This window comes from Amycolatopsis jejuensis (genome assembly GCF_000717335.1).
Classification (GTDB): Bacteria; Actinomycetota; Actinomycetes; order Mycobacteriales; family Pseudonocardiaceae; genus Amycolatopsis; species Amycolatopsis jejuensis.
In genome coordinates this window covers 248,432-264,837 of the sequence record NZ_JNYZ01000006.1, presented here as the reverse complement: position 1 = coordinate 264,837, position 16,406 = coordinate 248,432, and the positions used below count along the sequence as shown (strand labels likewise).

Here is a 16,406-nt window from a genome sequence, read left to right as displayed (position 1 = left end):
GTGAGGGACGCTCAGCTGCGCCCGAGCTCCTGGTCGATGAACGCGAACATCTCGTCGTCGCTCGCCTCGGCGAGCCCGTCGGAAGTGCCGGTGCCCGGCTCGCCGTCGGCCAGCCGCCACTGCAGCGCGGACAGTCTCTTGGCCAGGAGCGCTCGGGTGGCGGCGTCCGGTTCGGCGCCCGAAACAGCCGCTTCGAGCCTTTCGAGCTCGGTCAGCAGCGGGCCCGGCCCGGCGTCCGCGCCGAGTTCCGCCCGGAGGTGCCGGGCCAGCGCGATCGGCGCCGGATGGTCGAAGATCAGGGTGATCGGCAGCCGGATGCCGAGGTCGGCGGCCAGCCGGTTCCGCAGCTCGACCGCGGTCAGCGACGTCATCCCGAGTTCGAGGAACCCGCGTTCGGCCTCGACCTCGTCCGCAGAGCCGTGCCCGAGCACCGCGGCCACGTGCCGGTTCACCAGCCCGAGCACCAGGTTCTCCTGCTCCGCCACGCTGCGGCCGACCAGGCTCAGTCCCGCCGGACGGCCGGTTTCGCGGTCCCCGGTCCGCCGCGCCGGTGCCCGCACGAGCCCGCGCAGCAGCGGCGGGACCGGCCCCTGGGACACCGGCCGCAGCTCCAGCGGCGCCGTGACGACGAGTGATTCGTCCACAGTGGACGCCAGATCGAACAGTCCGAGGCCCTGCTCGGCCGTCATCGCCAGGATGCCTTCGCGGCGGAACCGGGCGAGGTCGGTCGCTTCGAGCCGGCCGGTCAGTTCGCTGCGCTGTTCCCAGAAGCCCCAAGCCAGCGAGGTGGCAGGCAACCTGGCGGCCCGGCGGTGCTGGGCCAGCGCGTCGAGGAAGGTGTTAGCTGCGGCGTAGGCTGCCTGCCCGGCCGCGCCGGAAACCCCGGAGAACGACGAGAAGAGCACGAACGCCGACAGGTCCTGATCGCGGGTGAGCTCGTGGAGGTTGAGCGCGGCGTCGACTTTCGGTTCGAGTACCCGGTCGACGCGGTCGCCGGTCAGCGCGTCGAACACGCCATCGTCGAGCACCGCGGCCAGATGGACGACGGCGCTCAGCGGGTGCTCGGCCGGAACTCCGGCCAGCACTGCAGCCAAGTCGTCGCGGTTCGCCGCGTCGCAGGAGACGATGTCCGCCGTTGCCCCGAGACCGGCGAGTTCGTCGCGAAGCACGTCGGCCCCGTCGGCGGCCGGGCCCCGCCTGCTGATCACCAGCAGCCGCCGGACCCCGAGCTTCCCGGCGAGATGGCGGCAGACGAGCGAGCCGAGCGTGCCGGTGCCGCCGGTGACGAGCACGGTCCCGGAACCGGTGGGGTCGAGCTGCCATCCCGCCGGTCCGTCCGGTTCTACGCGGGCGAGCCGGGGCACGGTGGCAGTGCCGCACCGAAGAGCGAGCTGCGGTTCATCGGCCGCGACGGCATGGGCGATCGCGGTGACGAACGCCTTCGCCGAGCTGTGTTCTTCATCGATGTCGGCGAGAGTGATCCGGCCGGGGTTCTCGGACTGGGCAGAGCGCACCAGGCCCCAGACCCCCGCGTCGGCGAGGCCCTCGACGTTCTCGTCCGGCGTGGTGGCCACCGCCTGGCGGGTCAGCACCACCAGGTGGGAGTCGTCGAACCGGCGCTCGCGCAGGAAAGTCTGCACCGCGGCCAGTACGTCGCGGACCGCCGGATGAGCCGCCGCAGCGAGATCGCCGGTAGTCTCCGAAGCGACCGGCAGCACGACCAGATCCGGTACCGGCTCCCCTGCCGCACCGAGCTTGTCCAGGCCCGGCGCCGTCACCACCATTACCCCGCCGCGTTCCACTGCAGACACCACAGGTCCGCTCCCGGCCACCGCCCAGCGGCCGGGCGGCACCGCCGATCCCGTCGGCGCCGGTACCCAGTGGAGCCGGAACAGCGAGTCGCGGTGCGCGGGCGCGGAGGGCGCGAGCAGATCGGCGGAGATCGTTCCCCGCCGGACCGATTCCGCAGTCAGCACCCGGGAACCGGTGAGGTCGTCGGCGGTCAGGGATACGCCACCCCCGCCGTCCGGCGAGAGGTGCAGCCGCAGCGCAGTCGCTCCCGTGGCGTGCACCTGGACCCCGTGCCAGCTCGACGGCAGCGCGAGCTCGCCCGGCGTCGCGAGCGCGGCGGACAGCGCGGTCTGGAGAAGCGCCGGGTGCACCGCGAACCGCGCCGCCGCCGGATGGAGTTCTTCGGGAAGCTCGGTCTGTACGAACAGGTCTTCGCCGTGCCGCCATACCGCGACCACGTTCCGGAACGCCGGACCGGCCACATGCCCGGCCGCATCGAGGAACTCGTCGACATCGACTGCATGTGCACCTTCGGGCGGCCATGGCGACGACTCCGCCGGACCCGCCGCAGCAGCCGACATCCTCGCCGTGGCATGGCGGATCCACGGTGCGCCGCCTCCGGTCCGGGAATACACCTCGACGGAGTCCGGGGGCCCGGCGACGACCTGCACCTCGACGCGCCCGTCGAGGACCAGTGGCCGTTGCACGATCAGTTCGTCCAGCACACCGCAGCCGATCTCGTCGCCTGCCCGCACCGCCCACTCGACGAACGCGGTGTCCGGGACGACGACCGAGCCCAGCACGACGTGCTCCCCGAGCCACGGGTGCGAGTCCGGCCCGATCCGGCCGGTGAGCACGACTCCGCCGGTGCCGGGCCGGACCAGCACGGCACCCAGCATCGGATGGTCCACCGGCTCCAGGCCGAGGTCCGCCGCATTCGCCGCGCCCGGCCGCGGTTCGAGCCAGTGCCGTTCGCGCTGGAAGGCGTACGTCGGCAGGCGGCCGCGCCTTCCCCCGGAAACGAGGTCGCGCCAGTCGACCGGCACGCCGTGGACATGTGCCTCGGCCAGTGCGGTCAGCAGCCGGGCACGGCCGCCGTCGTTGCGCCGCAACGTGCCGAGCACCACCGCGTCGGCCTCGTCGATCGTCTCCTGCAGGCCCGCCGCCAGCACCGGGTGAGGGGAGGCTTCGAGGAATACGTCGTGCCCGCTGCCGAGCAGGGAACGCACGGCGGCCTCCAACCGGACGGTGCTGCGGAGGTTGGTGAACCAATACGCCGCACCGAGTTCGGCAGTGTCGATCCATTCTCCGGTGACAGTGGAAAAGAACGGCACCTCGCAGCTGCGCGGCTCGATCGGGGCGAGCGCCGCGGCCAGTTCGTCGTGCAAGGTATCGACCTGCGCCGAGTGCGAGGCGTAGTCGACCGCGATCCGCTTGGCCCGGACGCCGTCGGCCGCACAGGACTCGACCAGTTCGCCGAGCGCGTCGGCCGCACCGGAAACGACCACAGTGGACGGTCCGTTGACCGCGGCGACCGACACCTTCCCGTCCCAGCGCTTCAGGCGCGCCAGCACGTCTTTCTCGCTCGCGGTCACCGAAACCATGCCCCCGTGCCCGGACAGCGTCCGGGCGATGACCTGGCTGCGGACGGCCACCACCCGTGCACCGTCCGAAAGGGACAGTCCACCCGCGACACAGGCGGCGGCGATCTCCCCCTGCGAGTGCCCGATGACCGCTGCGGGCTCGACCCCGTGGGCACGCCAGACCGCAGCCAGCGAGACCATCATCGCCCAGAGCGCGGGCTGCGCCACGTCGACCCGATCGAGGTCGGCCGCGTCCTCGGCACCCTGCAGCACCGCGGTCAGCGACCAGTCGACAAACGGGCGCAGGGCGTCCTCGCACTCCGCGATCCGGGCGGCGAACACCGGTGACGCGGTGAGGAGTCCGGCACCCATGCCCGCCCACTGCGAACCTTGGCCGGGGAAGACCAGTACCGCACCGCGAGCGCGGGCCGCGGAACCGGCGACGAGGCCCGGCGCGGGGTCCCCTTCGGCGAGCGCCCGCACTCCGCCGACCAGCTCTTCGCGGCCGGTACCGACGACGACGGCCCGGCGATCGAGCGACGCTCGGGTCGTGGCCAGCGAGAACGCGGTGTCGGCGGGCGGCTCTTCCGGCGCTTCGGCGAGATGGACGAGAAGAGACCGTGCTTGCGCCCGCAAGGCACGCTCGGTGCGACCGGACAGCAGCCAGGGCAGGACGTCTTCCGCACCGGCGGCAGGCCCGGCGTCGGCCGCCGGGGGTGCCTGCTCCAGGATCACGTGCGCGTTGGTGCCGCTGATGCCGAACGACGAGACCCCGGCCCGGCGCGGACGGCCGGTTTCCGGCCACGCCATCCGTTCGGTCAGCACGGATACCCCGCCGCCGGACCACTGCACATGGGTGCTCGGCGCGTCCACGTGCAGCGAGGGCGGCAGGGTCCCGTGCCGGATCGCCATGATCATCTTGATCACGCCGGCCACCCCGGCCGCCCCCTGGGTGTGCGCGAGGTTCGACTTGACCGAGCCGATCCACAATGGACGGTCCGGGTCGCGGCCGGGTCCGTACACCGAGACCAGCGCCTGTGCTTCGATCGGGTCCCCGAGCGTGGTCCCGGTGCCGTGGCCCTCGACGGCGTCGAGGTCGGACGGCGTGAGCCCGGCGGCGGCGAGCGCGGCGGTGAGCACCCGTTGCTGGGAAAGGCCGTTCGGCGCGGTCAGGCCGTTCGACGCGCCGTCGGAGTTGACCGCGCCGCCGCGCAGCACCGCCAGCACCTCGTGCCCGTTGCGCTGCGCGTCGGAAAGCCGCTCCACCACCAGCACACCGGCTCCTTCGGCCCAGCCGGTGCCGTCGGCCGCGTCCGCGAAGGACTTGCACCGCCCGTCCGCCGCCAGCCCGCCCTGGCGGGTGAACTCGACGAACGCGGACGGGGTCGCCATCACGGTCACCCCGCCGGCCAGCGCGAGCGAGCATTCCCCGTTGCGCAGTGCCTGCGCCGCCAGCTGCAGCGAGACCAGAGAGGACGAACAGCCGGTGTCGATGGTGAGTGACGGTCCCTCGAAGCCGAACGAGTACGAGATCCGGCCGGAGAGCACACTCGCGAGCAGACCGGTGGCCGCGTGGGCATCCGTTTCCGCACCCGCCGCCGCCACGAGCCCGCCGTAGTCCTGGCCGACGGTCCCGATGAACACGCCGGTCCGGCTGCCGCGCAACGGCTGCGGGTCGATCCCGGCGTGTTCGAGCGCTTCCCAGGTCGTCTCGAGCAGCACCCGCTGCTGCGGGTCCATCGCCGCGGCCTCGCGGGGCGAGATCCCGAAGAACCCGGCGTCGAAGTCCGCGACGCGGTCGAGGAAACCGCCCTCGCCCGTCCCGCTACGGTCCCGGCCATCGCCGGCGAGCGCGCCGAGATCCCAGCCGCGGTCGGCGGGAAAGGGCCCGACGGCGTCCCGGCCTTGCCCGACCAGGCTCCAGAGCGCCTCGGGGGACGTCACCCCGCCCGGGAAACGGCACCCGATCCCGACGATGGCCATCGGTTCCACCGAGGCGGCGACCAGCTGTTCGTTCTGCCGGCGCAGCCGCTCGACCTCTTTGAGCGCCTTCCGCAGCGCCCCGACAAAGGGCTCGTCCGTCATCAGTCCACTCCAGCGTCAGTTCGTCGTGCTCTCGGCGGCAAGCCGCAGCAGGCCTTCGGCGTCCAGGTCGTCGATCGAGCCGCCGGGCGCGGGGTCTCCGTCGCTGTCCTCCCCGCCGGACGAGCCGGACAGGCTGAGCAGAAGGTCCAGCAGCCCCGCTTGCCGCAGCCGGCTGACCGGGATGGCGGCCAGCGCCCGCCGCACCCCGGCCTCCCCGGCTTCCCCGTTCTCGGGCGGCTCCGCGGCGCCGTCCGGGAAGAGCTCGGCGAGCAGGTGGGTGCTCAGGGCGCGGGTGGTCGGATAGTCGAAGACGAGCGCGCCGGGCAGCGCCAGCCCGGTCAATCCGGCGAGCCGGTTGCGCAAGGCCACCGCCACCACCGAGTTGAGCCCGAGGTCGCGGAACGCGTCGTCCGCGGGGACGGTCGCGGGCGACGAGTGCCCTAGCGCCACCGCCGCCTCCGCGCGGACGACCTCCAGCAGCGCGCGGCCGCGTTCGGCGGCAGGCAGGCCGAGCAGCCGCCGTTTGAGAGCAGGTTCTCCAGCAGTGTCCGCGGCCGGTGCAACGGCGGCCTCGGGCAGCGCGGACAGCAGCGGGCTCGGCCGCAGCGCGGTGAACTGCGGGAGGAACCGGGTCCAGTCGATCTCCGCGACCGTCAGTGTCGTTTCACCGGCCTCGATCGCCTGCGAGAGTGCAGTGATCGCCAGGTCCGGGTCCATCGCGCCGACCCCGGCCCGCCGAAACCGTTCCTGCGCACCGGTTCCGGCCGTCATCCCGATCCCTGCCCACGAGCCCCATGACACCGAGGTCGCCGGAAGTCCTTGCCCCGCCCGCAGTTCGGCAAGACCGTCGAGATAGGCGTTCGCCGCCGCGTAACCCGGCTGCCCGCCACTTCCCCAGATCGCGGCGCCCGACGAGAACAGCACGAACGTTTCGAGACCGGTCGTGAGCTCGTGGAGGTTGGCTGCGCCCGCCATCTTCGCCCGGAGCACCGTGGCGAGCGCGGCCGGGGTCAGGTCCACGATCGCGTCGTCGTCGGGCACGCCCGCTGCGTGGAACACCGCGGTCAGCGGGAACTCCGCCGGGATCCTGGACAGCAGCCCGGCGATCGCCTCGCGGTCGCCGACGTCGCAGGCTTCCACGGTCACGCGCGCGCCTGCGTTCTCCAGTTCGGTACGGAGCTCACCGGCTCCCGGCGCGTTGTCTCCGCGACGACCGGCCAGCACGATGTTCTCGGCACCGTTCCCGGCAACCCAGCGGGCCACCCGGGCACCCAGACCGCCGGTTCCGCCGGTGATCAGCACGGTCCCGCGCGAACGGCGCGCGGCGCCATGGCGGTCCGTGGCCGGGGCGTGCACCAGGCGGCGGCCGAACACGCCCGCCGGCCGGATCGCCACCTGGTCTTCGTTGCCCGCTCCGGACAGCACCCCGGCGAACCGGGCCGCCGCACGGTCGTCGAACACCTCGGGCAGATCGATCATCCCGCCCCAGCGCGACGGGTGTTCGAGGGCGGCGACCCGGCCGAAGCCCCACAACGCGGACTGGACCGGCCGCACCTCGCCCGGACCGGTGGCGACCGCTCCCCGCGTCACGCACCACAGCGGCGCTTCGACGCCCAGGTCCCCGAGTGCCTGCACCAGCTCGACCGTGCCGGCCAGGCCACGGGGAACATCGGCCGCGGCGGGAGGCCGGTCGTCGGCGAGACCGAGCAGCGAAACGATCCCCGCCGGGGTGACCCCGTCAAGCGCGGATTTCACTTGCCCGGCAACGAGTTCCCGGCCGTCCGCGCTGATCACCTGGCGAACGACGGTGGCACCGGCCGCGGCGAGTGCCACAGCCAGCTGGTCACCGAGGTGCATTGCGGGGGATTCGGCGAGCAGCCAGGTCCCGCTCAGCCGGGCACCGGAAACGGTTACCGGGGACCACTGGATGCGGTAGCGCCAGCCATCGACCGTCGAACGCTGCTGCGACCGGGCATGCCATGCCGACATCGCCGGAAGCACCGTTTCGAGTGCGGCGCATTCGCCGTCCAGCGAGAGCTCCCCCGCCAGCGATTGCACGTCACCGCTGCGGACCAGGTCCCAGAACGCCGAGTCGGGCGCGGTTCCCGCCGGTGCGGCCGGCGCCTGGTCCACCCAGAACCGGCGGTGCTGGAAGGCGTACGGCGGCAACGCGACCGTCCGCGGCTCGCCCTCGGCGAACACCGTGGTCCAGTCCACCGGTACGCCGTGGACGTGGGCCTCGGCAAGTGAGGTCAGGAACCGGCGGGTGCCCCCGTCTTCCCGGCGCAGCGAGCCCAGTACCGCACCCGCGTCCTCGCCCTCGATGGTTTCCTGAAGCCCGCTCAGCAGCACGGGATGGGGGCTGGTTTCGACGAACACCCGGTGCCCGGCGGCCATCAGCGTGCGGGTGGCCCGGTCGAGCTGCACCGGCTGCCGGAGGTTTGTGTACCAGTATTCGGCGCCGAGCTCGGACGTATCGAGCCTCGTGCCGGACACCGTGGAGTAGAACGGCACGCTCGAGGGCAGCGGCCGGACCGGGGCGAGGACGCACAGCAGTTGCTCCCGGACGGCCTCGATCTGCGGGCCGTGCGAGGCGTAGTCCACTGCGATGCGGCGAGTGCGCACGTCCTGGCGCGTGCATTCCGCGATCAGCGCGTCCAGTGCGGCGGGCGTCCCCGACACAGCCACCGACGACGGTCCGTTGACCGCGGCGAGCGACACAGCGTCGCCCCACGGCGCGAGCAGTTCGGCCACCCGCTCGGCGGAAGCCGCGATCGAGACCATCCCGCCGAGGCCGGACAGGTCCAGCAATGCCCGGCTGCGCAACGCCACCACGCGGGCGGCGTCGTCGAGCGAGAGTGCGCCGGCCACATACGCCGCGGCGATCTCGCCCTGCGAATGCCCCATCACGGCGGCGGGTTCGATGCCGTGCGAGCGCCACACCGCGGCCAGCCCGGCCATGACCGTGAAGAGCGCGGGCTGGACGACGTCGACCCGGTCCAGGATCTCGGGGTCGCCGATCCCGGCGACGACGTCGTGCACCGGCCAGTCCACGAACGGCGCGAGTGCGCCGGCACAGGATTGCACGGTCTCGCGGAACACCGGCGAGGCGGCCAGGAGCTCACGGCCCATCCCCCACCACTGCGAACCCTGTCCGGGGAAGACGAACACCGGCCCGGCCTCGCTGCCCGCCCGGCCCAGCACGACGGACCCCGACGGCCCGCCGTCCGCGAGCGCGGCCAGGCCGTCGAGGAACTCCTGCCGGGTTTCGCCGAGCACCGCCGCCCGATGCGCCAGCGGCGAGCGGGTCGTCGCGAGTGACCAGCCGACGTCGATCGGGGCAACCTCCGGCGCACCGTCCACAATGGACCGCAATCGTGCGGCCTGTGCGCGTAAGGCGGGCTCGGACGCTGCCGAGAGCACCCAAGGCAGTACCCCGGCGGTCGCGGCCCGCGGGGCCGGCTCGGCGGGTACCGGCGCCTGTTCGAGGATCACGTGCGCGTTGGTGCCGCTGATGCCGAACGACGACACCGCCGCACGGCGGGGACGGTCCAGCCCCGGCCACCTCGCTTTCTCCGTCAGCAGTTCCACCGCGCCCGCGGTCCAGTCGATGTGCGAGCTCGGCCGGTCTGCATGCAACGTCTTCGGCATCACGCCCTCGCGCAGCGCCAGCACTGTCTTGATCACCCCGCCGACGCCGGCCGCCGCCTGTGCGTGGCCGAGGTTCGACTTGAGCGAGCCCAGCTTCAGCGGGCGGTCCCGGTCCTGGCCGTAGGTGGCGAGCAGCGCTTGCGCTTCGATCGGGTCGCCGAGTTTCGTCCCGGTGCCGTGCGCCTCGACCAGATCGACCTCCGCCGCGGACAGCCCGGCGTCGGCCAGCGCCGCCCGGATCACCCGCTGCTGCGAAGGACCGTTGGGGGCCGTCAGCCCGTTCGAGGCGCCGTCGGAGTTCATCGCGGTGCCGCGGACCACGGCCAGCACGTCGTGCCCACGGCGCCGGGCCTCCGAAAGCCGTTCCAGCACCAGCATTCCGGCCCCTTCGGCCCAGCCGGTGCCGTCGGCGTCGTCGGAGAACGCGCGGCACCGCCCGTCCGGCGACAAGCCGCCCGCGCGAGCGAACTCGCGGAAGCTGTCCGGGGTCGGCATCACCGTCACGCCACCGGCAAGCGCCAGCGCGCACTCACCGCTGCGCAGCGAACGGACGGCCAAGTGCAGCGCCACCAGCGAAGACGAGCACGCGGTGTCGACAGTGACCGAAGGGCCTTCGAGGCCAAGCGTGTACGACAGGCGGCCGGACATCACGCTGGAGGTGTTGCCGGTGAGAATGAGGCCTTCCAGTTCACCGGCGGCACCGCCGAGCGTCTCGCTGTAATGGGTGTGGCTGGCTCCGATGAACACTCCCGCGGGGCTGCCTTTCGCGGTGTGCGCCGCAATGCCCGCGTTCTCGAGCGCCTGCCAGGTGGTTTCCAGCAGCAGGCGCTGCTGCGGGTCCATCGCCAGCGCCTCGCGCGGGGCGATCCCGAAGAACTCGGCGTCGAAACCGGCGACGTCGTCGAGGAATCCGCCTTCGCGGGTTTCGCTGCCGCCCGGACCGCCTCCGGCGAGCACTGCGAGGTCCCAGCCCCGGTCGGCCGGGAACCCGGAGATGGCGTCGGTGCCGGAATCGACGAGCTGCCAGAGGTCTTCCGGCGATTCGACCCCGCCCGGGAAACGGCAGCTCATCCCCACGATGACCACGGGATCTTCGGCGGCACCACCCGGCGCGGCGGCTTCCGGGTGCGGCTCGGCCGGGTCCGTGCCGACGACCTCGCCGAGCAGGAGCCCGGCCAGCTGCACCGGGGTCGGGTAGTCGAACACCAGGGTCGACGGCAGCCGCAGGCCGGTGATCCCGGCCAGCCGGTTGCGCAGTTCGACGGCGGTCAGCGAGTCGAAGCCGTGCTGCCGGAACTCGTGCCGGACATCGATCGATCCGGGCGACGAATGCCCGAGGACCGCGGCAGCTTCGTCCCGTACGAGGTCCAGCACGAAGCGGTGCCGTTCGGCCGATGGGCGGTCGGTGAGCTCTGCCGCGAACGTCGAAGCCGGTACGGCTGCGGATTTCGCGGCGGTGCGGCGGACGCCACCGGCCAACCCGCGTAGCAGCGGCTGGAGTTCGCGGCTGGCCCGCAAGGCAGGCACGTTGATCCGCGAGGCCACGACGAGCGCCTCGTCGGCCGCGAGCGCCGCGTCGAACAGGGCAAGGCCTTGCGCCGCAGTCACCGGCGGCAGCCCCGCATTGTCCATGCGGCGCAGGTCGAGGCCGGTCAGCCCACCGGTCATGCCGCTGCTTTGCGCCCACGGCCCCCAAGCGATCGACGTCGCGGGCAGTCCGTCGCGTTTCCGTTGCCGGGCAAGGGCATCCAGATACGTGTTCGCGGCAGCGTAGTTGCCCTGTCCCGGGCTGCCCAGCACCCCGGCGATCGACGAGAACAGGACGAACGCCGCGAGCGGGAGACCGCGCGTCGCTTCGTGCAGGTGCCAGGCGGCATCGACCTTCGGCTGCAGCACGGCGTCCAGCCGCTCCGGAGTCAGCGACTCGACGAGCCCGTCGTCGAGCACGCCCGCGGTGTGGACGACCGCGGTCAGCGGATGCTGCACGGGGACTCCCGCCAGCAACTCGGTGACGGCGCCGCCGTCGGAGGTGTCGCAAGCGGCGATCGTGACCTCGGCGCCTTGGGACACCAGCTCGTCCCGCAGTTCCGGCGCGCCCGGCGAATCCAGGCCGCGGCGGCTGGCCAGCAGCAAGTGCCGGACGCTGCGCTCGGTGACCAGGTGCCGGGCGAGCAGGCGGCCCAGCCCGCCGGTGCCACCGGTGACGAGCACGGTGCCTTCGGGGTCCCAGGCGCGCGGCATCGTCAGCACGATCTTGCCGACGTGCTTGGCCTGGCTCAGGTACCGGAAGGCGTCCCGTGCCCGCCGGACGTCCCAGGTCGTGACCGGCAGCGGCGTCAGCACCCCGCGCTCGAACAGACCGGCCAGCGCACGCAGCATCTCCCGGGTGCGATCCGGTCCGGCGTCGGCCACATCGAACGCCCGGTACGTGATGCCGGGCAGCTCGGCGGCGTCACGGAGGTCGGTCTTGCCCATCTCCACGAACCGGCCGCCGGGCGCGAGCAGGCGGACCGACGCGTCGAGGAGCTCGCCGGTCAATGCGTTCAGGACGACGTCGATACCCCGGTCCGGTCCGGCGGCGCGGACGGCAGCCTCGAACCCGGTGGTCCGCGAGGAGGCGATGTGGTCATCGGGGATCCCCATCCCGCGCAAGGTGTCCTGCTTGCTTTCGCTTGCGGTGGCGAAGACTTCGGCACCGAGGTGCTTCGCCAGCTGGATCGCGGCCATGCCGACTCCGCCGGTCCCGGCATGGATCAGGATCGACTCTCCCGCCCGCAGGCCGGCCAGGTCCACCAGCGCGTAGTACGCGGTCAGGAACACCAGCGGCACCGATGCCGCGGTCTCGTCGGTCCAGCCGTCCGGGACCACCGTCAGCATGCGTTCGTCGGCGACCGCGGCCAGGCCGATTCCGCCGGCGACCATGCCCATGACCCGGTCGCCCGGCCGCAGGTCCGTCACCTCGGGGCCGATCTCGGCGACCGTGCCCATGGCTTCGGCACCGAGCGGGCCCGGTTCCCCCGGATACATCCCGAGCGCACTGAGGACATCCCGGAAATTGAGCCCCGCCGCGCGCACCCGCATCCGGACCTCGCGGCCGGTCAACGGTCCGGCGGCGCGCGGAGCCTGCTTCAGCTCGAGGCCGTCCAGGCTGCCGCGGCGGCTGGTCACGAGGTGCCACGGCACGGCACCGGACGGCGGGACCAGCGCGGGACCGGTGACAAGCGGGGCCAGCCGGGCGTGCCGCACCTGCCCGTCCCGGACCACGAGCTGCGGTTCGCCGGACGTGATCAGGCCCGGCAGAATCGCTGCGTCGGCGGCACTGCTGTCCGGGTCGAGGTCGATCAGCAGGAACCGCCCCGGATTCTCGGCCTGCGCCGAGCGGACGAGGCCGCACACCGCGGCAGCCGTGAGGTCCGGCGCATCCTCCCCGTCCGCCGAGACGGCGCCGCGGGTGACAACCACCAGCCGCGAATCGGCGAACCGGTCCCCGGCCAGCCACTGCTGCAGGATCCGCAGCACCCGGCCGGTCACCGCGTGGACGTCCGCGGGGCCGGGGTGAGCACCGGTGACCGGCATGAGAACGGCACCGGGTACCTCGGTCAGCTCGGTCAGTTCCAGTGCGACGGGGGCGCCGAGCGTCGCGGCCACCCCGAGTTCATCCGGTCCGAGCACCGCCACGGTCGCCGGTGCCTCCCCGGGATCTGCCGCGGACCGGACCCAGCCGACCCGGGAAAGCGAGTCCGGGGCGCCGGTGACGGCGGTGGAATCGGGGGAAGCCGCGCGCAGCACCAGCGAGTCCACGGTGATGACCGGCGCACCCTCGACGTCGGCGGCGGTCAGCGTGATCGTGTCCTCGCCGATCTTGCGCAGCCGGACGCGGAGGTGCCCGGCGCCCTCGGCATGCAGCGAGACACCGTTCCAGGAAAAGGGAAGCAGCTGCTCGTCCGCGCTGCCGAGTCCCGTGAGGGCCGCCGCGTGCAATGCCGCGTCGAGCAGCGCCGGGTGCATCGCGAACCGGTCGCCGGCCTCTCCGGGCAGCTCGATCTCGGCGAAAACCTCGTCGCCCCGGCGCCACGCCGCCCGCAGTCCCCGGAACACCGGGCCGTAGGCGAACCCCCGTTCCTCGGCGTCCTCGTAGAAGCCCTCCAGGTCGACCGCGGACGCGTCCTCGGGCGGCCAGACCTCGGCGCCACCGGTCGCGGTCTGCTGCCTCGCGACCACGACTCCGGTCGCATGCCGGGTCCACGGCGCGGCCACCTCGGCGGCCGGGCGCGTGTGAATGCCGACCTCGCGCCGTCCCGACTCGTCGGGACCGCCGACGGTGACCTGGAGTACGACCGCGTCCTGCGGCCCGAGTACCAGGGGGGCGGCCAGGGTCAGCTCTTCGACGCAGTCACCGCCGGCTTGGTCTCCCGCGCGGATGGCCAGCTCGAGGAATCCGGTGCCGGGAAACAGCACCGTGCCGCCGACGGCGTGATCGGCAAGCCAGGGGTGCGCCGCCACGGACAGCCTGCCGGTGAACAGCTCACCCTCGCTGCCCGCCAGCGAAACACCCGCGGACAGCAGCGGATGCCCAGCGGCGACCAGCCCGGCCGCTGTCACGTCGCCCGCTTCCGCGGGTGCTTGCGGCCAGAGATGCTGGTGCTGGAAGGCGTACGTCGGCAAGTCGACCCGGCGCGCACCGGTACCGGCGAAGAACGGCGACCAGTCCACCTCGGCACCGGCGACGTGCAGCCGGGCGAACGCCGAGAGCACCGCGTCACCTTCGGGGCGGTCCTTGCGCAGCAACGGAACTGCGACAATCTCGGGGTCGTCGGCCAAGATGTCGAGCGTCATCGCCGACAGAGCACCGCCGGGCCCGGCCTCCACGAACCCGTTGACCCCCGCGGCACGCAACGTCCGCACTCCGTCGGCGAACCGCACGGGTTCCCGCACCTGGCGCACCCAGTAGTCCGGCGAGGACAGCTCCCCGGGACCGGCCACCTTGCCAGTCACGGTTGACACCACCGCGATCCGCGGTTCCGCGAACGACAGACCGGCGATGGCGTCAGCGAAATCGGCCAGCATCGGGTCCATCAGCGGCGAATGGAACGCATGCGACACGGCGAGCCGTTTGCCTTTGCGGCCCTGCGCCTCGAAGACTGCCGCGACCCGGCCGGTCGCTTCGGCGGTACCGGAGATCACCACCGCCGCCGGGCCGTTGATCGCCGCGAGGGAAACGTCTTCGCCGAGCAGCGGAACGACCTCGTCCTCGCTCGCCGGCAGGGCCACCATCGCGCCGCCCGCCGCCGCTTCCATCAGGCGCGCCCTCGCCGCCACCAGCAGGCAGGCGTCCCGCACCGAGAACACCCCGGCCACGTGCGCGGCGGCGACCTCGCCGATCGAATGACCCGCGACACAGCCGGGTTCGATCCCCCACGACCACGCCAGCCGGAACAGCGCCACCTCGATCGCGAACAACGCCGGCTGGGCGAAACCGGTCCGGGTGAGCGCATCCTGGTCGTCGCCCCACATGACCTCGCGCAGCGGCCGGTCGAGCAGGCCGTCGAATTCCGCGAGGATCTCGTCGAGGGCTTCGGCGAACACGCCGGACCACGAGGAGAGCTCCCGGCCCATCCCGGCCCGCTGGCTGCCCTGTCCGGGGAACATCATCGCGAGCGAACGCTCCGCGGCCACCCCGCGGACGACCTCGCCGCCGAGCAGGACCACCCGGTGCTCGAAGGTCGAACGGCCCGTGGCCAGCGAGTAGCCGATGTCCAGCGGAAGAAGGTCCGGCTCACTGTCCACAACGGACTCCAGCCGGGCGAGCTGGGCGTCCAGCGCGGCGGCCGACCGGCCGGACACCAGCAAGGGCACGACCTCCGGCGAAGCGGCCGGCGCCGGGAGCTCGGCCGCCGGGCCTTGCTCCACGATCACGTGCGCGTTGGTGCCGCTGACCCCGAACGACGAAACCCCGGCCCGGCGCGGGTGATCCACCGCAGGCCAGGCGACCGGCTCGGTCACGAGCTCGACCGCGCCTTCGGTCCAGTCGACCTGCGCGGACGGCGTACCCGCATGCAAGGTTTCCGGCACGACGCCTTCGCGCATCGCCAGCACCATCTTGATCACCCCGGCCACCCCGGCAGCGGCCTGGGTGTGCCCGAGGTTCGACTTCAGCGAACCCAGCAGCAACGGCCGTTCCCGATCCTGCCCGTACGTCGCAAGCAGCGCCTGTGCCTCGATCGGATCGCCGAGCCGGGTCCCGGTGCCGTGGGCCTCGACCACCTCGACCTCGCCGGCGGACAGCCCGGCGTCGGCCAGCGCGGCCCGGATGACGCGCTGCTGGGACGGCCCGTTCGGCGCGGTCAGCCCGTTCGACGCGCCGTCGGAGTTCACCGCGCTGCCCCGCAGTACGGCGAGTACCGGATGTCCGTGGCGCTGTGCGTCGGAAAGCCGTTCCAGTACCAGGATTCCGACGCCTTCGGACCAGCCCACCCCGTCGGCACCGGCGGAGAAGGACTTGCACCGGCCGTCGGCGGCGAGCCCGCCCTGCCGCGAGAACTCGACGAACACCTCCGGTGTCGCCATCACCGCGACCCCGCCCGCGAGCGCCAGCGAGCACTCCCCGCCGCGCAGCGCCTTGGCGGCCAGGTGCATCGTCACCAGCGACGACGAGCAGGCTGTGTCCACGGTGACGACCGGGCCTTCGAGACCCAGGGTGTAGGCCACCCGGCCGGAAGCGATGCTCGGCGCGCTGCCGTTGCTCCGGAAGCCGTCGAACTCCACGCCCTTGAGCACAGTGGCGTAGTCGCTGTACATCACCCCGGCGAACACTCCGGTCCGGCTGCCCCGCAAGGACATCGGGTCGATCCCGGCGCGCTCGACCGCCTCCCAGGAGACCTCCAGCAGCAGCCGCTGCTGCGCGTCCATCGCCAGCGCCTCGCGCGGCGAGATGCCGAAGAACTCCGGGTCGAATTCCCCTGCGCCGTGCAGGAATCCGCCGAAGCGGGTGTACGAGGTGCCGGGCTGCGTGGGATCCGGATCGTACAGGTTGTCGAGGTCCCAGCCGCGGTTCACCGGGAACCCGGAGATCGTGTCGGTCCCGTCGGCCGCGACCCGCCACAGGTCCTCCGGCGAACCGATCCCGCCCGGGTACCGGCAGCCCATCCCGACGATGGCGATCGGCTCGCGGGCGCGTGCCTCGAGTTCGTGGACCCGTTCCCGCGCACCGCGAAGATCAGCGGTCACGCGGCGCAGATAGCCGACGATCTTGTCCTGCTGCTCTTCCACTGGCTTGTCCTCATCCGATCGTCGTCG

The 16,406-nt window shown here is 72.7% G+C and carries 2 protein-coding genes; both read right to left on the bottom strand.

All coding sequences use genetic code 11. The features are described from left to right. Positions 1–11: 11 nt before the first annotated feature. On the bottom strand, positions 12–5,462 hold the full coding sequence (locus OO71_RS47240) for a type I polyketide synthase (protein ID WP_084144832.1): 5,451 nt from the start codon (positions 5,460–5,462) through the stop codon (positions 12–14). Positions 5,463–5,474: 12 nt separating this feature from the next. Further along, positions 5,475–16,379 (bottom strand): type I polyketide synthase, encoded by a 10,905-nt coding sequence (locus tag OO71_RS46250; protein WP_051791386.1) that lies wholly within the window; start codon positions 16,377–16,379, stop codon positions 5,475–5,477. Positions 16,380–16,406: the final 27 nt, after the last annotated feature.